Source organism: Tumebacillus avium (genome assembly GCF_002162355.1).
GTDB lineage: Bacteria > Bacillota > Bacilli > Tumebacillales > Tumebacillaceae > Tumebacillus_A > Tumebacillus_A avium.
In genome coordinates, this window is the sequence record NZ_CP021434.1 from 5,167,049 (window position 1) to 5,189,660 (window position 22,612).

21 protein-coding genes are annotated in these 22,612 nt (G+C 53.9%); 9 read left to right on the forward strand and 12 right to left on the reverse strand.

Going from position 1 to position 22,612, the window contains the following annotated elements; translation table 11 throughout:
- Window positions 1–11: 11 nt before the first annotated feature.
- From CBW65_RS23540 to CBW65_RS23555, 4 genes are all read right to left on the reverse strand, one after another.
- Window positions 12–707 (reverse strand): aspartate/glutamate racemase family protein, encoded by a 696-nt coding sequence (locus tag CBW65_RS23540; RefSeq protein ID WP_087458989.1) that lies wholly within the window; start codon window positions 705–707, stop codon window positions 12–14.
- 87 nt (window positions 708–794) lie between these two features.
- A complete protein-coding gene (locus CBW65_RS23545; protein ID WP_087458990.1) occupies window positions 795–1,580 on the reverse strand; it encodes an ABC transporter ATP-binding protein in 786 nt (261 codons plus the stop codon).
- Window positions 1,567–2,493, reverse strand: a complete 927-nt coding sequence (locus CBW65_RS23550) for an ABC transporter permease (protein ID WP_087458991.1) — start codon at window positions 2,491–2,493, stop codon at window positions 1,567–1,569. Before CBW65_RS23550 ends, CBW65_RS23545 begins: the two co-directional genes overlap by 14 nt.
- 326 nt (window positions 2,494–2,819) lie before the next feature.
- Window positions 2,820–3,794 (reverse strand): ABC transporter substrate-binding protein, encoded by a 975-nt coding sequence (locus CBW65_RS23555; protein ID WP_087458992.1) that lies wholly within the window; start codon window positions 3,792–3,794, stop codon window positions 2,820–2,822.
- A gap of 156 nt (window positions 3,795–3,950) precedes the next feature.
- On the opposite strand from CBW65_RS23555, the gene CBW65_RS23560 reads away from it, so the two are divergent.
- Both CBW65_RS23560 and CBW65_RS23565 read left to right on the forward strand, forming a co-directional pair.
- Window positions 3,951–5,195 carry a CynX/NimT family MFS transporter gene (locus tag CBW65_RS23560; RefSeq protein ID WP_269768026.1) on the forward strand — a complete coding sequence of 415 codons (1,245 nt, stop codon included), beginning with the start codon at window positions 3,951–3,953 and terminating at the stop codon, window positions 5,193–5,195.
- 95 nt (window positions 5,196–5,290) lie between these two features.
- The gene (locus CBW65_RS23565; RefSeq protein WP_198299711.1) at window positions 5,291–7,174 is read left to right on the forward strand and encodes a lamin tail domain-containing protein; all 1,884 of its coding nucleotides are present in this window, start codon (window positions 5,291–5,293) and stop codon (window positions 7,172–7,174) included.
- A 72-nt stretch (window positions 7,175–7,246) separates the two neighbouring features.
- Here the strand turns inward: CBW65_RS23565 and CBW65_RS23570 are convergent, their stop codons facing one another.
- Window positions 7,247–7,915, reverse strand: a complete 669-nt coding sequence (locus CBW65_RS23570) for an NAD(P)H-dependent oxidoreductase (protein WP_087458995.1) — start codon at window positions 7,913–7,915, stop codon at window positions 7,247–7,249.
- Between the two features lie 23 nt (window positions 7,916–7,938).
- Window positions 7,939–8,232 (reverse strand): putative quinol monooxygenase, encoded by a 294-nt coding sequence (locus tag CBW65_RS23575; protein WP_087458996.1) that lies wholly within the window; start codon window positions 8,230–8,232, stop codon window positions 7,939–7,941.
- Between the two features lie 112 nt (window positions 8,233–8,344).
- Here CBW65_RS23575 and CBW65_RS23580 point away from each other — a divergent pair, with 112 nt between their 5' ends.
- Complete coding sequence (locus CBW65_RS23580; RefSeq protein WP_157722153.1) at window positions 8,345–8,701, forward strand: hypothetical protein; 357 nt, start codon at window positions 8,345–8,347, stop codon at window positions 8,699–8,701.
- Between the two features lie 48 nt (window positions 8,702–8,749).
- Here CBW65_RS23580 and htpG read toward each other — a convergent pair whose 3' ends face one another.
- Window positions 8,750–10,624 carry a molecular chaperone HtpG gene (htpG, locus tag CBW65_RS23585; protein ID WP_087458998.1) on the reverse strand — a complete coding sequence of 625 codons (1,875 nt, stop codon included), beginning with the start codon at window positions 10,622–10,624 and terminating at the stop codon, window positions 8,750–8,752.
- A gap of 149 nt (window positions 10,625–10,773) precedes the next feature.
- On the opposite strand from htpG, the gene CBW65_RS23590 reads away from it, so the two are divergent.
- Together CBW65_RS23590 and CBW65_RS23595 are read left to right on the forward strand one after the other, a co-directional pair.
- Window positions 10,774–11,346: a TetR/AcrR family transcriptional regulator gene (locus CBW65_RS23590; RefSeq protein ID WP_087458999.1), complete on the forward strand. Its 573-nt coding sequence runs from the start codon at window positions 10,774–10,776 to the stop codon at window positions 11,344–11,346.
- Window positions 11,347–11,428: 82 nt separating this feature from the next.
- The gene (locus CBW65_RS23595; RefSeq protein ID WP_087459000.1) at window positions 11,429–13,522 is read left to right on the forward strand and encodes an MMPL family transporter; all 2,094 of its coding nucleotides are present in this window, start codon (window positions 11,429–11,431) and stop codon (window positions 13,520–13,522) included.
- Between the two features lie 570 nt (window positions 13,523–14,092).
- Here the strand turns inward: CBW65_RS23595 and CBW65_RS23600 are convergent.
- Both CBW65_RS23600 and CBW65_RS23605 read right to left on the reverse strand, forming a co-directional pair.
- Complete coding sequence (locus CBW65_RS23600) at window positions 14,093–14,314, reverse strand: hypothetical protein (RefSeq protein WP_157722154.1); 222 nt, start codon at window positions 14,312–14,314, stop codon at window positions 14,093–14,095.
- A 157-nt stretch (window positions 14,315–14,471) separates the two neighbouring features.
- Window positions 14,472–15,170 carry a hypothetical protein gene (locus CBW65_RS23605; protein ID WP_157722155.1) on the reverse strand — a complete coding sequence of 233 codons (699 nt, stop codon included), beginning with the start codon at window positions 15,168–15,170 and terminating at the stop codon, window positions 14,472–14,474.
- A gap of 435 nt (window positions 15,171–15,605) precedes the next feature.
- Here CBW65_RS23605 and CBW65_RS23610 point away from each other — a divergent pair, with 435 nt between their 5' ends.
- From CBW65_RS23610 to CBW65_RS23620, 3 genes are all read left to right on the forward strand, one after another.
- A complete protein-coding gene (locus tag CBW65_RS23610) occupies window positions 15,606–16,784 on the forward strand; it encodes an FAD-dependent monooxygenase (protein WP_087459003.1) in 1,179 nt (392 codons plus the stop codon).
- Window positions 16,785–16,811: 27 nt separating this feature from the next.
- On the forward strand, window positions 16,812–17,639 hold the full coding sequence (locus CBW65_RS23615; protein WP_087459004.1) for a YwqG family protein: 828 nt from the start codon (window positions 16,812–16,814) through the stop codon (window positions 17,637–17,639).
- A 70-nt stretch (window positions 17,640–17,709) separates the two neighbouring features.
- The gene (locus CBW65_RS23620) at window positions 17,710–18,792 is read left to right on the forward strand and encodes a hypothetical protein (RefSeq protein ID WP_087459005.1); all 1,083 of its coding nucleotides are present in this window, start codon (window positions 17,710–17,712) and stop codon (window positions 18,790–18,792) included.
- Window positions 18,793–18,836: 44 nt separating this feature from the next.
- On the opposite strand, the gene CBW65_RS23625 is transcribed toward CBW65_RS23620, so the two are convergent.
- The 3 genes from CBW65_RS23625 to CBW65_RS23635 form a co-directional block, all read right to left on the reverse strand.
- Complete coding sequence (locus CBW65_RS23625; protein ID WP_157722156.1) at window positions 18,837–19,331, reverse strand: hypothetical protein; 495 nt, start codon at window positions 19,329–19,331, stop codon at window positions 18,837–18,839.
- A gap of 165 nt (window positions 19,332–19,496) precedes the next feature.
- On the reverse strand, window positions 19,497–19,832 hold the full coding sequence (locus CBW65_RS23630) for a hypothetical protein (RefSeq protein WP_087459007.1): 336 nt from the start codon (window positions 19,830–19,832) through the stop codon (window positions 19,497–19,499).
- Window positions 19,833–19,856: 24 nt separating this feature from the next.
- The gene (locus CBW65_RS23635; RefSeq protein ID WP_087459008.1) at window positions 19,857–21,146 is read right to left on the reverse strand and encodes a helix-turn-helix domain-containing protein; all 1,290 of its coding nucleotides are present in this window, start codon (window positions 21,144–21,146) and stop codon (window positions 19,857–19,859) included.
- A gap of 181 nt (window positions 21,147–21,327) precedes the next feature.
- On the opposite strand from CBW65_RS23635, the gene CBW65_RS23640 reads away from it, so the two are divergent.
- On the forward strand, window positions 21,328–22,611 hold the full coding sequence (locus CBW65_RS23640; RefSeq protein ID WP_087459009.1) for a helix-turn-helix domain-containing protein: 1,284 nt from the start codon (window positions 21,328–21,330) through the stop codon (window positions 22,609–22,611).
- The last annotated feature ends 1 nt before the right edge of the window (window position 22,612 follow it).

The window sequence follows — 22,612 nt, forward strand, 5'->3', positions numbered from 1 at the left end:
CGGTCTTTTTTTTATTCGCCAAGCGCCATCTCCACCGCTTTTTTCGCATGCAGATAAGTAGTGTCAAACAGCGGCACACACGCGTCGCCAGCTTTGACCAGCAGCGGAATCTCCGTGCAGCCCAAAATGATGCCTTCCGCTCCCTGCTCCTCAGTCAACTGCGTCATGATCTCACAGTAGCGCTTGCGGGAATGCGCCAAGATCTGCCCTTGGCAGAGTTCATCGAAAATAATATCGTGCACGTCCTGCCGCTCGACGCTGCCCGGAACGATCACCTCCACGCCGTGCTCCTGCAGGCGCTCGCGGTAAAAATCCTGCTCCATCGTGTAGCGGGTGCCGAGCAGCGCCGCCTTTTGCACGCCTTGGGAGCGCAGCGCTTCGGCTGTGACATCGGCGATATGCACGAGCGGAATGTTCAGCCCGGCTGCAATCTCCGGTGCCAGCGTGTGCATCGTGTTGGTGCAGATCAGCAGGAGCTCCGCCCCGCTCTCTTCCAGCTTGCGGGCGGCTGCAAGCAGCATGTCGGCCGCCTTTTGCCACTCGCCCGCTTTTTGACAGGCGACGATCTCTTCAAAATCAAAGCTGTGCATGACCACCTTCGCCGAATGCAGGCCGCCCCGTTTCTCGCGCACCAGTTGATTGAGCAGCTGATAATACACCACCGTTGACTCCCAGCTCATCCCGCCAAGCAAACCGATCGTTTTCATCACTTGTACCCCCGTTTTTTCTTACACTATACCGAGGAGAACGAGCATTCAAAAGAGCCAATTAAGGGCAGTAACCAAGCCAGAACTTTACCCTAGCGCCACCCGGTCGCTGACTCCGCGCAGGCGCTCAAATTCGGCGAGCAGGTCGGGGATGGTCAGCTTGGACTTCTGCTCTTGCGTCACGTCGAGGATGATCCGTCCCCCATCCATCATCAGCAGGCGGTTGCCAAGATCGAGCGCCTGCTGCATGTTGTGCGTGACCATCAGCGTGGTCAACTTCCGGCGCGCCACGATCTCCCGCGTCAGGTCGGTCACCACCTGCGCCCGGGCCGGGTCGAGCGCGGCCGTGTGCTCGTCGAGCAGCAGCACTTTAGGATCGGTGAACGACGCCATCAGCAGGGAGAGCGCTTGCCTTTCGCCGCCGGACAGGAGACCGGCTTTGGCGCTGAGGCGATGTTCCAGACCGAGGTTCAGGTCGGCGAGCAGTTCGCGAAACAGTTTCTTGCGCTGTTTGCTCACTCCGATGCGCAAGGTGCGGCGCTGATTGCGGGAGTAGGCGATGGCCAGATTCTCCTCGATCGTCAGCGACGGCGACGTGCCGGCCATCGGGTCTTGAAACACCCGCCCGATCACGTGCGCCCGCCGATGCTCCGGCAGGTGTGTGGCAGGCTGGCCGTCGATCTCGACCGTTCCTTCGTCCGGAGTGAGCACTCCGGAGATCATGTTCATCAGCGTCGACTTGCCCGCCCCGTTGCTGCCGATGATCGTGACAAAATCGCCGGGGAGCAAGGTGAGATCGAGGCGGTCGAGCGCCATTTTTTCATCGGGCGAGCCAGGGTTGAAGACTTTGCGGATTCCGTTAAGCTTTAACATGTTCCTCACCTCCTGCGATGCGGCGCGGTTTGCGCCATTTGGCTTTCCAGGACTGCAGTGTTTTTGGCGACACCAGCGCCGCGATGACGATCAGAGCGGTGATCAGCTTGAGATCGGACGGATTGACCCCGGCGCGCAAGGCAAACGCCACGATCAGCCGGTACAGGATCGCCCCGCCGATCACGGCCAGTGTGGCGCGGGCGATGGTCGAGCGGCCAAACACCGCTTCGCCGATGATCACCGACGCCAGCCCGATCACGATCATCCCGATCCCCATCGACACGTCGGCAAACCCTTGATATTGTGCCATCCACGCCCCGGCCAGCGCGACCAGTCCGTTGGACAAGGCCAGTCCCAGCACTTTTGCCCCGTCCGTATTGGCGCCAAACGAGCGGATCATCCGTTCGTTGTCCCCTGTCGCCCGCAGCATCAGCCCGGTCTCCGTGCGGAGGAACCAGTCCAAGGCCAGCTTCACCGCGACCACGCCCACAACCAGCACCGCTGCCAGCGCATAATCGCCGAGCCATGCTTCCAGACCCGAGTAGATCTGAGTCACCAGCGTTTCCTCATTCAAAAGCGGCACATTCGCCCGCCCCATGATCCGCAGATTGACCGAGTACAGCGCGATCATCGTCAAAATGCCGGCGAGCAGGGCGTTGATCTTGCCCTTGGTGTGCAAGAGGCCCGTGATGCTCCCGGCCAGACAGCCAACCAGCACTGCTGCAGCTGTCGCGAGGACGGGATGGTACCCCGCCGCCAGCAGCGTCGCCGCCGTCGCGCCCCCGGCCGTAAAGCTGCCGTCCACCGTCAGATCGGGGAAGTCCAAAATGCGGAACGTCACATACACCCCAAGCGCCAAAAATGCAAAAATAAGTCCTGATTCCATCGATCCCAGCAGAGCGAATACCACCATCACAACCCCTTTTCCATAAAACTCAAAAGTAACTGCTCTTCCCAAGTTTCAATCACTTACCTCATGCTTACCTCATGCTTACCTCATGCTTACCTCATGCTTACCTCATGCTTACCTCATGCTTACCTCTTGCTTACCTCATGCTTACCTCATGCTTACCTCATGCTTACCTCATGCTTACCTCATGCTTGTCTCATGCTTGTCTCATGCTTGTCTCATGCTTGTCTCATGCTTGTCTCATGCTTGTCTCATGCTTGTCTCATGCTTGTCTCATGCTTGTCTCGTGCTTGCCTCATGCTTGTCTTCCAGCTTTCACTTGAAAGCATTTACTTCGTCTTTTCAAGCATCTCCGCATTCTGCTTCATCACGTCGGTCAGCACGATCCCTTGCTTCTTCGCTGCCTGTTCATTAATCCCCAGCTTCAACTCCTGCGGAATTCCGACTGGCAACTGGCTTGGCTTTTTACCGTTTTTCAGCATCTCCACCGCCATCTCGCCGGTCTGGTAGCCGAGCTGGAAATAGTCCATCATAAATCCGGCAAAAGCGCCGCGCTTCAACGACTCCGACTCGGCCACAAACAACGGCAGCTTGCTGTCATTGGCGACTTTCACCACCGCTTCCACCGCCGAGACGACCGTGTTGTCCTTCGGCACATACAGCACATCGCTGCGCCCGACCAACGAGTCGGCCGCCTGCTTCACTTCCGAAGAGTTCGAAACGCTGGCCAGCACCGCAGACAACCCGGCCCGCTCCAGCTCCTGTTTCATGCTTTCCGTGGAGACGACCGCGTTCTGCTCCCCGGAGTTGTAGATGATCCCGACCCGCTTCGCCTGCGGGAAAAACTGCTGCAGGTGCTCGACCATCTTTTTCGCCGCTTCCGGGTGTGTGTCTGACGTCCCGGTCACATTTTTGTGCGGAGCTTCCAGGCTTTTCACCAGCTTTGCCCCAACTGGGTCGGTGACAGCGGTGAACAGCACCGGCGTATCCTTGATCGCCATCGCAGCCGCCTGCGCGCTAGGCGTGGAGATCGCAAAGACCAGATCTTCCCCTTCCATCGCAAACTTCTGCGCGATCATCGCGTTGTTCGAGAGATCGCCCTGCGCATTTTGCACATCGAGCTCCAGATTCACACCTTCCTCATACCCCGCATCCTCCAGCGCCGCCACAAATCCTTCCCTTGCAGCATCCAGCGACGGATGCTCCACCAATTGCGTAATCCCGATCTTCACATCTCCATCCCCCGTCCCGCACCCGGTCAACATCGTCAGACCCAGCGCCGTCACGGCCAGCTTTTTCCACACAATTCTTCCCCTCCGATCTACTGTCACACTTCACCACATAAAAGCACATATGCATAAAAGCGTTGAAGCGATTTTATTGGAAAACTACTAGTCTGTCAACCAGTGAATTAAATAGACGGAATAGTTTAACTCCTCGAAGACTACCTTACGATTTCCATCTGGAACAAATCCAACGCATATGATACCTTTAGGCAAAGAAAGAAGGGGGAACTCATGGACGCTAACGCTCGTGTACAGAAAAACAGCCTGCTGCTCCTCTTGGGCATCGTCCTGATCGCCTCCAATCTGCGCGGTGCGATCACGGCGGTGGGGCCGCTGGTTGGGGAGATCCGCCTCGATACCGGGCTTTCCAACACATGGGCCGGGATGCTGACCACGCTGCCTCTGCTCGCCTTTGCCGCGATATCACCTCTTGCGCCAAAGATCGCCCGCCGCTTTGGCACGGAAAATACACTGTTTGGCGGCATGCTGCTGCTTGCGATCGGCATTTTGCTGCGCTCTGCACCGTCTTCTGCCGCGCTGTTTGGCGGGACGATTTTGATCGGTTTTGCCATCGCCGTCGGCAACGTGCTGCTGCCCAGCCTGATCAAGCGGGACTATCAGCACCGCGTCGGGCTGATCACAGGTCTTTATACCCTCGCCATGTGCGGCTTTGCTTCGCTTGGTTCCGGCCTGAGCGTCCCCTTGTCGGAAGGGCTCGGGCTCGGCTGGCAGTTGTCCCTGATGAGCTGGGCGTTGCTTGCCGTGCTGGGCATTTTGCTCTGGTATCCGCAAGTGCGTCCGCTGCCTGTGTTGACAGAAACAGAGACCGCAAACGTGCGTGTCAGAGGAACGCTTTGGACCTCGCCGCTCGCCTGGCAGGTGACCTTGTTCATGGGCCTGCAGTCCTTTGGCTTTTTCGCGGCGGTCTCCTGGCTGCCTGAGCTGTTGCACAGCCGGGGGATCTCTCCGGCTTCGGCCGGCTGGATGGTGTCCTTCATGCAGATCATCGGCCTGCCTGCCACGTTTTTTGTTCCGGTGCTGGCGGGACGCCGTCCCAGTCAGCGCTGGCTCGTCCTCGCCATGGCGGCCGTGTTTTTCATCGGCTACGCGGGTCTTCTGTTCGAAGATACAACGTTTGTCTTGCTCTGGGTGCTCCTGCTCGGGATCGGCCAAGGCGCCTCCATCTCGCTTGCGCTCACGTTTCTCGCCCTGCGCGCACCTAACGCCCGGGTCGCCGCCGAACTGTCCGGCATGTCCCAGGCGGTCGGCTACCTGCTTGCCGCCAGCGGCCCGTTTCTTTTTGGCTGGCTGCACGATCTCACCGGCGGCTGGACCGCATCGCTTGTCGTGCTGATCCTCTCCAACGCCGGACTGCTTGCTGCCGGACTTGGTGCCGGACGCGATCGTAAAGTATCATAAATGCCTGCGACTATTTTCGCAGGCATTTTTACATATTTAAAACAAATCCAATGTGTGATACGGTATGGAGATAAACCATGCTGAGAGGTGTACTCATGAACCTGTTTCGACACGCACTGCCGAAAACGATTGCCCCGTTCCTGATCGCAACGCTTGCGCTCACTGCCGCCCCGGCACCGACGTACGCCAATTCGTACACCGTGCCCAAGCTTTTGATCACCGAAGTCACGCCCGATACCCAAAAGGTCGACGGCACCACCGGCACGCCGGACGCTTTTGAATTTATCGAGCTGTATAATAACACGAACTCATCGATCAACCTGCGAAACTATCGCATCATCTATGAAACGCCAACCGTTTACAACTGGACGATCACCACAGACAAATACATCCCGGCCAAAGGCACCTTTGTCGTCTGGATCAAATCGGACGATACGGCGACCTTGGCAGATTTTAACGCCAACTACGGCACTGCGCTTACTTCCAGCCAAGTCTTCACCGTCTCGGCAGCCGGGATGGCCAACACGGCCGACCGCACGATTTCTGTCGCGGCGTCCGACAATGTCAAAATCAGCACGCTCAGCTATGACGTCGATGATGTAGCGGAAAACATCGGCATTCCCTACCTCTATCCGACCGACGGCACTAACAAAATGCGCAAGTTGACCACCGACAAGCGCCTTGCCTCTCCAGGTTCTGTGTTCACCGGCCAAGTGCCCCCGGCGACGTGGGATGACATCGACCCGGCTCGTCCGACCGGCGTCACAGCAAAGCCCGGCAGCAATCAAGTGACGCTAAACTGGAGCGCCAACACCGAGTCGGACCTCGCTTTTTACCGCGTGTACGTCGACGGCGTGCATTATCACACCTATCGCAAAGAAACGAGATCGGCTGTGGTCACCGGACTGAACGATGAGCAAAACTACACGTTTGAAGTCGCAGCCGTCGACACCTCCAACAATCCGTCAGTCAAAACTGCGATCAGCTCCGCGCCGCTGTCGATCCCGGTGACGCAGCAGTCGGTCGTCGGCACCCCGAGCGGCAGTTTCCCGGAATACAGCACCTTCTTCAGCAAAAGCACCTCCGGCCCGCTCGTGCCCGCGCTGGCCCAAGACCTCGTTCCGCAAGGCATGACCTATGCAGCGTCGAAGAACTGGCTCCTCGTCTCCCATTACCGCGAAGACGGCAAGTCTTCCATGCTCACCGCGATCGACGCAGCGACGGGCAAGCTGGTCAAATCGATGACCCTGTACAACCAAAACGGCACGCCGAGCACCGGGCATGTCGGCGGCATCGCAGCCACCGGTACTGATGTCTGGGTCACCGTCGGCAGCACCTTGCGCCGCATTTCCCTGCAAGACATTGTCAGCGTCCCGAACCGCGGCCGCGTCTACTTGGGTGACTACGTCACCTTGCCGGCCAAAGCATCGTTTGCCATGTTTGCGGACGGCATCCTCTGGGGCGGCGAGTTCTACGAAGCCAACAACTACCCGACCGACACCGCCCATCACAAAACCACCCGCTCCGGCGCGGTCAACCATGCGTGGATGGTCGGCTATCAGATCGACCCGGTCACCGGACTCCCAACCGGCAAAACGATCAACTCCGCCACCCCGGCGACGCCCGATTACGTCCTCTCCATCCCGGACAAAGTCCAAGGCGCTGCCGTTGTGGCCGGCGGAAAATTTGCCTTGAGCTCGTCTTACGGCCGTGCCAACAACTCCAACCTCTGGTTCTACCAAGACGTGCTGAGCCAATCGCCGCACTACTACTCGACGATCAACGGCACCTCCGTCCCGTCCTGGTTTCTCGATACGACGTCCCGCACCTCCGCACTCGTATCCCCGCCGATGACCGAAGGTGTCGCCTTCTACAATGGCTACCTGTACACCCTCTTCGAGTCGGCCGCCACCCAATACCTCGACGGCGGCAAATACCCGCTCGACAACATCATGCAAGTCAACGTCACCGGCCTGTAACCACACAAAAACCCGACCTTCCGCGAGGAAAGTCGGGTTTTCTTATAATGTATTGCTTCTTGCAATCTGCTCCTACCGAACCCACTCCACCACATCTTCCATCGCCTGACGCGACTTCGGACGGCCGGGGTCTTCGGCACGGTAGCCAAACGCGACCATACACGCGATGCTCAAGTTCCCTTTCAGCACGCCTGCATCTGTCAAAATCTCCTCCACAGCCGCCCGGTCGAAACCTTCCACCGGGCAGGAGTCGATTCCGATCAGTGCGGCTGCCGTCATCATATTGCCAATCGCTATGTACGCTTGACGGCACGCCCACTCGAAAAACAGCCGGTCATGCTCGTTCAGCTTGAATTCGTTGTCCTGGAAGTTCCGATAGATCTCCTGAAAACGCCCAACGACCTCCTCCGGCATCTGATGCACCTCGCGCATCATATGCTGGATGAACGCCGAATCTGGCAGCAAGTCGCCTTTCGTACGCGCCAAAACGATCACAAAATGGCTCGCCGTCGGCAACTGCCCCTGTGCGCCCCACGAAACAGGCTTCAGACGTTCGCGCAGCTCCATATTCTGCACCACGACAAATTTCCATGGCTCAAATCCAAACGAGCTCGGCGACAACCGCCCCGTTTCCAGCAAAAAATTGAAATCCTCATCGGAAATCTTCTTCGCCGGATCAAACGCCTTGCACGCATGCCGAAACTGATAAGCCTCTAAAATCTGCTCTTTCGTGACTGCCACAACGTTCAGCCTCCTCAGGGAGCTTATTTTTTCTCAACCGCGTCAAACAGTTCCACCCGCGTCGGTTCTGCCAATAACTCCGGCACGGCGCTGATAAAGCTTTGGAAATGAGCGGTCTGGTTGTGGAAATCAACCGCCGCCTGATCCTTCCACTTTTCCACGATCACAAAGGAATTGGGATTCCCTGCTTCTTCGAACAACTGATAGGCCAAGTTGCCTGCTTCCGCCTGCGACCCTGCTACGATCCCCTTGGACAGTTCGAGGTATTCCTCGCGGCGTTCCGGCTTTACTTTGATGTACGCATGGATGATGATCACGCTCAACTCCACCTTTCGTAAGTTCCTGCATTATTATTTTGCGGCAACTGGTAAACATATGCAACCGCACGTGGTACGATAGTAAGCATCATCACGGAGGAGTTGGATGCTCTTGAAAAACAACCTGATCCTGCTCGCGGCAGGCATTGTCCTTTTTCTGCTCAACGAATATCTGCTCAAACCAAGCACCGCCAACACATTCGTCCACGGACATCTCAACGACGTCCTGATCATCTGGGTCTTCATTCCCTTTGTAAACGTGCTGCTCTCCCTGTATCGCAAACGCAATCTCCGCTTCGAATCCCTGCTCTCCTGCATCGTCTTGACCTTGGGGATCGGCATCACCTGGGAATATCTCATCCCGCTCTTCACTTCCAACGGCACCAGCGACCCGATCGACATGCTGATGTACGTCATCGGCGGCGTAACCTTCTGGCTGATGCACAAAACGCTGGCCCGACGCACTTAAAAGACAAACAGCACCCGCGCAGGGTGCTGTTTTTGTTGCCGAGTAAGCTTACACCATAATCTTGCAAATATCGTTCGTAAACTCCACCGGGTCTTCCACCTGCAAGCCTTCGATGAGCAGGGCTTGGTTGTAGAGCAGAGCGGTGTACAGATTGAGCTTCTCTTTGTCGTTTTCAAAAGCGGCCTGCAGCGACTGGAACACATCGTGCTGCGGGTTGATCTCCAGAACTTTGCTGGCCTTTACGCCAGAGCTGTTTGGCATCGCGCTCAAGATCTTCTCCATCTCAATCGTCACATCGCCTTCGGTCGTCAAGCAGACCGGGTGCGATTTCAGACGCTTGGAGGAGCGGACGTCAGACACTTTGCCGGACAGTTGTTCTTTCATGTAGGCGAACAGCTCTTGATTCTCCTGCTGTTCTTCCTCCGACTGGTTCTCCTCCGCTTCGATGCCGAGGTCGCCGCTGGAGACGTTTTTGAACCATTTTTCCTTGTAGTTGCGCAGCGACTTGATCGCAAATTCATCGATGTCGTCCGTGAAGTAGAACAGTTCATACCCTTTGTCGAGCACCACTTCCGCCTGCGGAGACTTCTCGATGCGCTCGATCGATTCCCCGGTCGCGTAGTAGATGTACTTTTGCTCCTCCGGCATTCTCGACACGTATTCGTCCAGCGTCACGAGTTGCTTGTCTTTCGAAGAGTAGAACAGCAGCAGGTCCTGCAGCGTGTCCTTTTGCGCGCCAAAATCGCTGTAGACGCCAAACTTCAGCTGGCGGCCAAACGAGGTGTAGAACTTTTCGTAGTTCTCCCGCTCGTTGTTCAGCATGCTCTGCAGGTTGCTCTTGATCTTGCTGGCGATGTTTTTCGCGATCAGCTTCAACTGGCGGTCATGCTGGAGCATCTCGCGGGAGATGTTCAAAGACAGGCTGTCCGAGTCGACCATCCCTTTGACAAAACTGAAGTGGTCGGGCAGCAGATCGGAGCACTTGTTCATGATCAAAACGCCGTTCGAGTACAACTCCAACCCTTTTTCAAATTCCTTGGTATAGTAGTCGTACGGCACATTTTCCGGGATGAAGAGGATCGACTGGTAGGTCACCGCCCCTTCCACGCTGAGGTGGATGTGCTTCAGCGGCTTGTCCCAGCCGTAGCGCTTCTCGTTGTAAAACGTCTCGTAGTCCTCGGGAGTCAGCTCGTTTTTGTTCTTGCGCCAGATCGGCACCATCGAGTTGACGACCTGTTCTTCCTGGTAGTCTTCAAACTCGGTGTCGCTGCCTTCCACCGGACGTTTGCCGGAGAAGTCCATCTTGATCGGGTAGCGGATGAAGTCGGAGTACTTTTTGATCAACGCTTTCAAGCGGTACTGATCGAGGTACTCGTCGTAGTTCTCGTCTTCCGTGTTGTCCTTGATCTTCAAGACGATCTCGGTGCCGACCGAGTCTTTTTCGCCCGGTTCGATCGTGTAGCCTTCCGTGCCGGTCGAAGTCCACTTGTACGCCTGGTCGCTGCCGAGCGCACGGCTGGTGACGGTGACTTCATCAGCCACCATAAACGCGGAGTAAAAACCAACACCAAACTGCCCGATCAGATCGTGGCCGTCTTGCGCTTGATGTTCTTTTTTAAAGGCCAAAGAGCCGCTCTTGGCGATGACGCCGAGGTTGTTTTCCAGTTCCTCCGCCGTCATCCCCACGCCCGTGTCGCGGATGGTAAGTGTGCGGTTGTCATTGTCCGGGGTGATCTTGATGTAGTAGCTGTCGTTATCGAAGACCAACTGCGAGTCGGTTAACGTTTTGTAGTAAATCTTATCGATGGCATCGCTCGCGTTGGAGATCAACTCGCGGAGGAAAATCTCCTTTTGCGTGTAGATGGAGTTGATCATCATTTCCAGCAGTCGTTTGGATTCGGCTTGAAATTGCTTTTTTTCCATGTCCATTCTCCCCTTTGAATCGTGAACGTTCTCCACTTGTTAGCACTCTGACAAAGCGAGTGCCAGTAATTTTTTTATAACATCTCACCCTTTTTATGTCAATATAGAGGAAGAACAGAGATTGTGTATCAGATCCAGGAGGTGCGCCAGTGGCACGGGAAAGAAAGTTTACGACAGAGCAATTATTTGAAGAAGTGCGACATCAGCTGCTCGCGCATGGCTACGAGAGCCTGACCTTTGGGACTCTGGCTGAGAAACTCGAAGTCTCGCGCGGTACGCTGTACAAATACTATCAGAACAAAGAAGATCTCATCTCCGACTACATGACCTACGAAGTCGACAAGGTGCTCGACCAGTTCCGCCAGATTCCCGAACAAGACGGCTTTGCGGCGCAGTTTGACTATCTGATCGACGTGATCTTCCAACATAGCATGATCCATCAGATCATGAGCCGTGTCCATCAGATGCCCCGTGAAGCCAACCCGCAAGCGACAGAGAACCAGAAAAAGATCGACGAATTCCATCACAGCTTATATCAAATGCTCCACGGTTTTCTCCAACTGGGACGTCAAGAGCAGTTATTGAACCCCAATCTGCCAGACGGACTGATTCTTGGCATGATTTTCCAGACGATCAACATCCCCAATCATTTTGGCATTCCGCATGAGGAGTGGATTTCCTCGATCAAAGAGATGCTCCGCCACGGAATGCTCACCAAATAGTAATTGACACTTGTGTCACCTTCGCACATAATAATGGTGACACAAGTGTCATTTTTTAAAATAAGAAAGGTGGACCGTACCGGTGAAGACCTTCCTGCGCAAGATCACCGACTATACAAGCACCCGCAAAGGCATGTGGACCACGCTGGCCCTTTGGCTGGTCATCACGATGCTCTTGGCCGTTTTTGTGCCAGGTGCCAAAGAATTTGAAGTATCCAATGTTGATTCCCTGCCGGAAGACGCCCCATCGGTCATCGCTCAACTGAAACTGGATGAGCAGTTCCAAGGCAGTGACGAGATCCCCGCCCTGCTTGTCTTTCAAGCCAAAACAGGAGAGCTACAGACGACAGACGTCTCCGCCGTGCTGGACGACATTCGCGCGAAAGGGATCGAAGGTCTGGAATCGATCATCTCCTTCGCCGAACTGCCGCCACCAGCGGCTGCCGGCTTTTTCTCGGAAGACAAAACGACCGCCGTCGTGCCGGTCACCTTTAACTCGGAGCTGGAAAACAGCGAGTTGCGCGACCGGCTCGAACAAGTTCACGCGGTGGCTGAGCAATCGACCGGCGTGACCACCTACATCACCGGCCCGGCCGGCATCGCCGTCGACACGCTGGACCTGTTCTCGCGCGCCGACATCGTGCTGCTGCTCTCGACGGTCGGACTGATTCTGGTGCTTTTGATCGTCATCTACCGCTCGCCGCTTCTCGCCCTGATTCCGCTGGTCGCTGCGGCGTTTGTGTACGAAGTCGTCAACCAGCTGCTCGGACTGTGGGGACTGGCCGGGTTGGAGATCGCCTCCCAGTCCTCCTCGATCATGTCGATCCTGCTCTTTGCAGCGATCACCGACTACTCGCTGTTCGTGTTGTCGCGTTTCCGCGAAGAATTGAAACATCACGACAGCAAATTCGACGCGATGAAGTTCGCGATGCGCGAGACGGGTCTCCCGGTCTTCTTCTCGGGCGGCACCGTGCTGATCGCCATGCTCGTGCTGTTCTTCGCAGAGTTTGGCGACTATCGCAACTTCGCCCCGATCTTTGGGACGGCGATGTTCGTGATCATGATCGCCTCGGTCACCTTGGTGCCCGCCCTGTTCACGCTCTTCGGCCGCAAATCGTTCTGGCCGAAAGTCCCGAAAGTGGGCGATGAGCTGATCACCCGCAACTCGCTCTGGAGCAAAGCCGGCCGTTTTGTCACCAAAAAGCCGCTGGTTTCCGCGCTGGCGATCCTGCTCCTGCTGGTCTTGTCCGCCTCCAACCTGTTCAATCTGAACTACGAATTCGACACCATGAAATCGTTCCCGGCCGACATGCAGTCCCGCGTCGGTTATGAAATCCTCGAAGACAAATTCGAAAAAGGCGACTTGGCTCCGACAACGGTGCTGTTCCAGTCAGATGCGAAGCTGTCGCCAGCCGACCAAGACAAACTGCGCGACCTCTTGGCCGACCAGCCCCTGGTGAACTCCGTCCGCGCGGGCGGCGTCACCGAAGATGGCCAAGCGGTGAAGTACAGCCTCACCTTCGCCGAAAGCCCGTATGCGGAAGAGACGATGGACGCCTTGGAGCAAATGCGCGATGATGCGCCCGCCCTGGTCAAGCAAAGCGGTTTGCAAGGCACCTTGTATTTCGCAGGCGAAACGGCGAACCAAGTCGATGACCGTTCGATCAACAACCGCGACCTGATCGTCATCGTACTGCTGGAGACGGTGCTGATCTTCGGGATGCTGATCTTCATCACCCGTTCGCTGAAAGTTCCGTTGCTGATGATGGGCACGATCCTGCTGTCCTTCCTGTCGGCGCTTGGACTCGGCATGTTCCTGACCGATCTCATCTTCGATATCGATGCGGTCAGCAACCGCGTACCGCTCTACTCCTTCGTGTTCCTCGTGGCGCTGGGGATCGACTACAACATCATCCTGATCTCCCGCTACATGGAAGAGCGCCGCAAACACCCGGTCAAAACAGCGGTCGAAATCGCCGTCTCCACCACCGGCGGCGTCATCTCTTCCGCCGGCTTCCTGCTCGCAGCGACATTCGCCGTGCTGATGACGATGCCGATTCAACTCCTGTTCGTGTTTGGCTTTATCGTCGCGATCGGGATTCTGCTCGACACGTTCCTGATCCGCGGGATCTTGATGCCGGCATTGCTCATGCTGTTCGAGAAAGAGAAATCATGATGCGTAGACCACCCTGTCACGTCATAGGGTGGTCTTTTTATGTCAAGATAGAGGGTATCAGGAGGTGTTGAAGATGAAAACAATTCAAACAGACGTCTGCATCGCAGGCGGCGATGTCTCCCAAGCACGCCTCCGCCGCGTGCAAGAGCTGCGCAGCGATCATCCGGCTGGTAACCATCATTAAGAAAAAGCCGAAAGCGTAGGATCGCAGAACATTGTGCAAAAGGACTTATGGATCGACGCGGGAACCGCCATCGCACTGAAACGCGTCATATGTACACCGTTCAACAACTCTGTTCGTATCAGAGTGTCACGAAGCGGTAATACCTTATTGCCGTAGGAAAGGCCAGGATCGTCGGCACCGGCAAGTGAAGGAGCAAATTCCGGCAGTGTTTCAGCAACGCAAAAAGGTATACGGATACCGCCGCATTCAGATGGTGAGGAACGAATACAACGAAAACGAAACAAGCTGACGCCTGTTGCGTACAGACGTCAGCTCATAGCCTAGCTAGGTGTTTTTTCTCTGTCTACAAATTGGGGTCTTGACCAAATCTCAAGACTTTCCTTTGTTTATCTCCTCTCACGGACAAACTCAACAAAAACCGGTTGCTCATTCTCTTTTTGAGTGTACGTGATGATGTAGGATTCGTTTTTGACGATCTGGTTCCATTCGCTTCGGTCTTCCATGAGTATTTTGACTTGTTTGTCCTGCATGTAATTCGGATTATAGCCGATGATCTCCAGTTTGCCTTGCGTCTCTACCTTATCGATCACTGTAAACATTGATGTCATTGATGTCATCCTCGGTCCGGGGATCAGAAAAATCCAAATCAATGTACAGACTACGACGAGGGGACCGATCACCTTCCAAGAGATTTTCATCATTACGTCAACTCCAATCAAAAATGAAGAAGGCAAGCCTGTTTAGGCTCACCCTCTTATGGGTCGATTAATACCAGATGGCTTTGGGAACGGTAGCCTCGTCCCAGGTAAGGCCGTTGACATTAAGCGTCAGCGGTCCGATATTCAGCCCCAAAGCTCCGGTCGGAGACGTGTTGTGGGCGTATTTGCCAAGGAGAGATGTGCTTCTGTCCCAGTTCGTGTTCGCTGTCTTCGCGATAATGTTCATGGAGGTCCAGCCGTAATCGTAATAATCCATCTTGATATCAACATTCCAACCAACTCCGCCATAACTCAAGTCGGAAGGACGCCCTCCGCAATCGCTCAACCACCAGTGATTGCCGCTCCACACGTACTTCCCATAGTGGTTGCACGTATAGCCGCCATTCGTGTACGGGTCAGCATCAAAGTCAGAGTTGTAAGCCATCCCCAGTTTGTCTGTCAGTTTCACGGTGCCGGCATTTTTCCATTCCCAATTCATGGTGATGGTGAACCGTCTTTTCTTATCGGATTGCATCGTCAGATTGGAGGTGGTGATGCTGAGCGAAAGGTCGGACGTGCTGATGGTTCCTTCCGGTGCAAGACCTCCATCATTGTTCACCTGCTCAACGAGAACTCCATCCTTATCGAACTTGAATTCTTTCTTTTCCGTGCCCACGTACCCGACTACGCCTTGGTCGATCAGGTACTGCTTTTGATCCGCTTGCATCCCTTCCAGTACTTCAGCAGGGAAGCCGACTTGTTGCAACTTGCGGTCTTCGTTACTGGATCTTTTTACCTTACTGGTAAGGGTAAAGCAATCAAGTAAACCCGTCAATAAGTTTTTAACACTTCCATCCATGTCGTAATACGTATTGTTGATGCTCTGTTCGTTTTTATTAAAAAATCTTATAAATGCGCAGGGTCAATCCTGGCTTATTTCCTGTACTCGTATACGAGAGGTCTCTCCACAAGTTGTGGAAATCCCTAATGAACCCTTGCAGTTCAAAGTATGGCGGAGAGGACGGGATTCGAACCTGCGTGGTTTCACGCTGTGTGCGAATCTTCTTGACGTGCTGATAGAACCGCTCAATGCACCATGTGCATCCCGATGATGTTCCTCGTCGCGTTTGGGATCGACCACCCTGTCACTTCAAAGGGTGGTCTTTTTATGCCAATATAGAGGTAACAGGAGGTGTTGGAGATGAAATCAATTCAAACGGACGTCTGCATCGCAGGCGGCGGACCGGCCGGGATGCTGCTGGGACTTTTGCTTGCCAAGCAAGGCGTAAACGTGCTGGTGCTGGAGATGCACAAACAGTTCGAGCGCGAATTTCGCGGCGAGGTGCTGCAAACGCGGTTCGTGCAGATGATGCAGCAGCTCGGCTTGTGGTCCGAATTGGAACAGCAGACGCACGTTCGCCTGGCTGCTCATGATTACTATCGCGGGGAAGAACGAATCGCCCGCGTGGAGTTTGCCGATCTGAACGCGGAAGTGCCGTTTGCAGCGTGGATGCCTCAACCGGTGCTGCTTGGGTATCTGCAGGAAAAAGCGCAGGCCTATCCGTCATTTTCGATGTGGTTTGACGCGCAGGTGAAAGAGCTGCTCCAAGACGACACCGGGTATAACGGGGTGCTCGTGGAACATGCGGGCGAACAGGTGGAAGTGCGGGCCCGCGTGACGATCGGTGCCGATGGGCGATTCTCAACGATCCGCCGCCTCGGCGGGTTCGAGTATGAATACGAACACCATGAGAGCGACTACCTCTGGTTCATCTGCAACATGCCTTCCGACTGGCCGGCCTCAATCCGTCTCGTGATGACAGAGCAGCGCAACTACATCCTCTTCCCTCGCTACCCCGATCAACTGCAAGCGGGCATCATGCTGCCGAAAGGGCAGTGGAAACAGATCACCGAGCGGGGCGTAGACGCACTGCGGGAGGAACTGCGGGCAGCCACCCCAGCGCTGGCCGATTTCGCCGAGACCTTGAGCGACTTCAAACCGTTTCATCTGCTGCAAGCCCGCCAGCATTTTGTCAAAGAGTGGGCCCAAGACGGTCTGCTGCTGATCGGCGACGCCGCGCACTGTGCCCTGCCAGCCGGAGCGGTCGGCGTATCGCTTGCCGCAGCAACCGCTATCCTCGCCGCGCAAGTGATCACCGAAGCGCTTGCAGCAGGCGATGTTTCGAAAGAGCGTTTGAGCCGCTTGCAGCAGCAGCGCGAAGCCGAAGTGCGCGAGATCCACCAGACCCAATGGCGCATGGGCGGACGTCCCCCGCAACCGGGTAGCGGCAAGCAGCCTTTGCCCAATTTTGCGGCCGGGTTGAAAAAAGTCTTCGTGATGGAGAAGGCTCTGCCGGTGCAAAGTGGATATACTTTCTAGTGTAGTTGAAAAAGGAGGGTACATACATTGCAAAACCGCATCGAGCTGCCAGCAGCCTTAGAACCCTATCGCGGCGTGTTAGAGAAAACAACTCGTCCATTTCTTCAAATCAAAGCAACGAGTGGAACGACCTCCCTTCACCACAGCAAATTTGGCGGCCATCCCTATCTCCCGAAGACCGCCGAGCATCCGAAAGATAAAAACGGCCAGCCGATGATGCTGTTGGCACAGCTTAATTTTGAAGAGCTCCCACACCTGGACCCCATGCCGAAACAGGGGATCTTGCAGATCTTCATCCCCTTTGCAGACAGTTTCTACGGCCTCGATTTCGACAATCAAATCGACCAAAAGAACTTCCGTACCGTGTATTACTCAGACGTTGTTACCGACGAGTCGTCGCTTGTAACCGATTTTTCGTATCTGGATGACGTTGAAATTGGTCCCGTTCCTTTTTCCGGCGAATACACACTTAGCTTCCAGTTACAAGCAGAGCCGGTCAGCATGAACGACTACCGTTTTGCGAGCCTCACCGACGACGCTATCAACTTCGAAGACGCTGTAGAAGTTGACGGCGAAACGGTAGACATGTGGGACGTGTGCGCCGAACACCTCTCCGGGATCGGGCATAAAATCGGCGGCTATCCAGGCTTTAATCAGGAAGACCCTCGCGATGACGAAGGCGCATACTCCGGCTATGAGATCCTCCTGCTCCAAATCGACACCGACTACGATGAAGAAGAAGATGAAACTGACATCATGTGGGGCGACTCCGGGGTGGCGAACTTTTTCATCAAGGAAGAGGATCTGCGGAACCTGGACTTCTCGAAGGTGTTATATAACTGGGATTGCTGTTAAATTTCGTGACAGGAACCTGCAACTTCGTACCGAAATAGTAGGTACACATGACACAAGGAGATGGAGTCCGATGCGCACCAGTCAGACCCGTGCGACTGCCAGATCAACAGCCCCTGAACAATCGAAACAGCTCAAGAAAGAGCCTGCCCAGTCTGCCGCGATCTTGCAAATGCAAAAAGCGTTCGGAAACCGTGCGACTATGCAGTATCTCCAGTCGAGAAGCACCGCCAAGCCGATCCAGCGCGATCTGGAGAGCGAAGAGTACAATACGGACAACGAAGACAACATCAAGAGCGCCAAAACATTTTTTGCAAACTACAACACGGCCGTTCAACGAGCCTATGAATATGTTCTCTCCGTCCCGAGTCTGGGAGCCTACGCGAACTTAGACGGGTATACCCAGCTCTGGATCACCAAATGGAACAAATACCTCAACAATGAGAAGGTCGACCTGATGGCTGCCACGTTTGGATACGTGATCGAGTCGTTGGTGAGCACAGACGGTTCCACTTTTGTTCCATCTCCACCGGCCAATTGTACAGTCCTCACCCAGGTCACCTATGGCGGCACGCGTCCCGACCTCGTCCTGCGCCCAACGACAGGCGGAGGGGACATCGCCTGGCTCGACCTCACCGCTTCGAACAGCGCCGAGCATATCTATGACAAAGAGGGCTGGCGTGATAAGGTAGAGATCTTTGCCGAGGCGACGTATCCCTCCCTGAATCCCGGCTCCCTCTCCTTCATGAAGCAAAACAAAGACAACCTCGGCACGCTCGACCAAGAAGAAGTCAAAAAGCGTCTGGCCATCGCCCAAGAAGCCTATCGAGTCCGCAAAGCCGAATGGCTCGAACTAGGCCAAAACTTCACCTATACCACCCTGAAAGACGAAGTCGCCAAAGTCAAACCCCTCCCGGTACAAAAACTAGATGCCCGAGTCCGTCAAAATTTCATTCACCAACATCTCATGGAATACTTCGGCGCAGAGCTGGGCATCAAGATGGTCCCCAGCGTTTTGACCGCCTTAGGAGTCGACCCCAAAGGCTGGCATTTCACCACCGGCTTCAGCGTCAGCGAAAGCGCCGGCGAGTCCTGGCTCGTTGACCATCCATTGGCCGTGGAAACTGAGGATACGGAGATGAAAACAGAGGAGTAAAAAGGAGCAGCTGTGAGCTGCTCCTTACTAGTAGGATGGACGTTCTATGCGGACTGGCATTGACAATTCGATGTGAGTCCCTCCACCCGTTCCACAGTAGCAGCGATCTGCCGGGCCATGCTCTCCGTATCGTCCAAAGCTTGCTGCACCGTGCCTCTCAAATTGTCAATAGAAGCAGACAAGCGCTCATCCACTTCCTGAATCTGTTTCGATAGCCGTTCATCCACTTCCCGAATCTGCTGTTCCAGCCCATCAATCCGTTTCGACAGCCGCTCGTCCACTTCCTGAATCTGCTTCGACAGCCGCTCATCCACTTCCTGAATCTGTTTCGACAGCCGCTCATCCACTTCCCGAATCTGTTTCGACAGCCGTTCGTCCACTTCCTGAATCTGTTTCGACAGCCGTTCGTCCACTTCCTGAATCTGTTTCGACAAGCGTTTCTCACTTGCTTGAACCGCGTTGTGCACAACATCATGCACGTACACTTTCATACGCTCTTCACTCTCACGAATGGCATCACGCACCGTGTTGCTTATCATACTCCCGATCTCCATAAGGAGCTTTTCATTCGTCACAGGCTGCACCTCCCATTTGTTGCTACTAGAGTAGCACTACATTGGAAGGTTAAACAATCACCCAAATAATAAACAACAAGAATCGGATAGTCACTCAACAAACACCTCTACAATTGCCATCCATTTTGCTTACTCAACAGCCTCCCAAGTAAACAAACCATCCTTCACTAAATAGACGTACCCGTGCCATTTTTCAAATTGCCCCCCTGGAACCTCCTGCAGCTTGCTTCTATCTTTGATAATCCACTTCTCATGCGCTTGAAACGTCTTGTCCACATCAAAAGTCACTTCAAGCGCAACAACCTCATCACTTTCCGTGACCGTCACCACTTTCAGATTGCCCCAACCTTGTGTTTGAGGAAATTCACGGTACAAATAATCCACCGGATCTTCTCGCGGGATCAAAAACAAAACAACAATGACAACAACCAGCAGACCCGCCAGTGCGAGTAGCCCTTTTTTCACGGATACCACCTCATACCTATCTTCTCACAAAATAATCCCTCGCGTTTGCAGTTGCCCCATCAAAAAACGGTGCAGCCGCTCCATCCCCTCAAACGCTTCCCGATCTTCCCCTCTACCACTCAGGAATCGGCATATCTCCAGCATGACCTTTTCAAACTCAGCGACCTTCCCATGTTGCTCAAAAATGTTGGCCGCATTCTCCAGATGCCGCATACCTCGCTGCTCATCCTTGCGATGAAAATAGACACTCGAGAAAACACGATGCACGTGCCCCACTACATGACTCGTATCCTGCAGACCCATCCTCGCTTTGTCAGCATACACCCACGCACCGTCGTACTCCCCATGCTCCAAACAGAGGAGAGCGGTATCGGCGTACACCTCCCCCGCCTTTGACTTACAGCCGTCCTGCTCGTACTGTTCAGCCATCTTCAGCAGTTTTTGCAGCGACCCCTGCCAATCGCCCGACTCCCGCTGAAGCAAGATCAATCGGCGTTGCACCTCCTGACGGTCTTCTTGATTCGCCCCCTCTTCAAAAAGCCGGCATGCCTTCCCCGCATACTCTTCAGCCAGTTCAAACCTCTTCGCCCGGTCACAGAGCTCCGCCAAGCGTAGATACGTTCTCCCGCGATCTTCACCCTTCCCTTGATTAAGCAGCAAAGCCTCTTCATAATATTTCACCGCCTCTGCAGCCTTCCCAATTGTCTCGTGCAATGCGGCCAACTGTAGCAAAATCTTCGCCTGCACATCCGGGTCGATCTCTTCCTGTTTCCGCAACTCATCCCATGCCCGGTTGGTGTGATACAACGCGATTTGAAATTCGCTCTTCAGCATCCCGACCTTCCCTAAATACAACAGGACAAGCACCAGCAGATGATCATCAACCCCGTTATTCACCATCTGATGCAACAGATTCAGCCCACTTTCCGCTTCCTCCACATTCCCCAGTCCAAGATGACAACGTACAAGTTCCAGCATCAAATTCTCTTTTGCGATCCGATGCTGCTCCACTTGCAACAGGCTTTCCAAAAGCGAGACCGCAGTCCCATACTCCTTCGCCCGCATCATCCCCATGGCCAACTTGTACTTACTCGTATACTCCATCTCCAGATCCACCTCTTTCAAAAGGTGTTCCAGCGCCACCTCCAGCCGGTTCGCCAGACCGACCAGCATTTTATAAGAAGGCCGTGCACGGTCGCTTTCGATTTGACTTATCATACTAGCCGTGCAAATTCCTTTTGCAAGCTCGATTTGCGTCATGCCTTTTCGCAGTCGCAGTTCCCTAATTCGTTGTCCAAGGGACGATGTTGACATCTCCGACACTCCCTTCTGATCATTCCAGCATGATTATAAGAGAGTGTTGTTGATTACATCAATTCTTAATGTAAAGTATAAAACTGTACAAGTTACAGAAATTTGTTATGATCATTGCCGATTTATGACTGTTTCTATATAATATTCACCAAAATCTAATAATCGGGCGAGTGATATAGATATGCAGGAATCATTAGGTCAACGAATCCGAAAGCTGCGAAAAGAGAGAAACCTATCACAAACCGACTTAGGCAATCTGGTCGGTGTGACAATCTCTTGGATCAGCACAATTGAGCAAGATCGAGCAATGCCATCTGCTGAACTTGTAAGCAAACTAGCAGACGCTCTCAAAATTCCGGTTCGAGAGCTTCTGCAAAATGAAGAGCAGCACATGGAGATCGTAAGCAGAATAAAACTCATCGAAGTACTTATAGAGAAACATCGAGCAGCAGATGCGGAAGAGATTATTAACGGTTTGTTGGATCAAACCGACCTTTCCGAGACACAAAAACATACTCTTTCAATCCATCAAGCTGAAATTCGACTCCAACAAAAACGATTTGATGAAGCCCATAACATTCTTCGACCACTGATCGAACATCTTGAAGCGCTAAACTACCACGATGCATACATCATGGCCTGGATCTATAACATCCTTGGGAGTGTTCAATACTCGAAACAAAAGTACTACGAAGCCCACGCCAACTACACAAGAGCAAACATTCTAATTAACCGATTCGTAGACTTCGACTTACTTGCTGCAAAGATCTCGTACAATGTTGCATTGGCTTTGCTCCGACTCGATAAATCACAAGAAGCAATCCCTTATCTTCAAGCAGCAGAGCGTTATTACGAGCAAACAAATGCTCTCACGAAACTGGCCGATACACTGTTTACTCGCGGCATCGCTTATAAAAATGCCAAAGACTACGTGAAAGCTTCCGAGTGCTTTGATCAGACAAAGGCAATTTTGAACGTAATCGACCATGACCGTCTCTCCGTCATCGTCCAACACACTGTGGCTACAGAAATCACCGTTCGTGAAAATCCAACCCAAGCACTGAGCGAGTTAGAAATCTGCCTTAACAAAGTACGAGACCTAAAAGACCATCCACGGCAAATACTCGTCCACGCTAAAATCGCCTATGTCCAAATGGAACTCAACAATTTTCAAAACGCCAGTACTCACATTGAGCAAGCTGAGAACCTAATCTCCGACCACGCGGTTCAAGATACTCCTGAAGTAGCCGAATTTTTCAGAATAAAATCAATATACTATTTCCGAACAAACAACTACACTCAATCTGTAAAATGTGCCTACTACGCCGCAGCTGAATTTGATAAAATGCAATTAAGAAAGGATAAGGCACGCTCCCTGCAAGTAGCGATCCTTTCCTATAAAGCAATGGGAGAGTTTGAGAAGGCTCTTACGTTGGCGTTAGAGTGTAATCCCTACTTTAACTAGG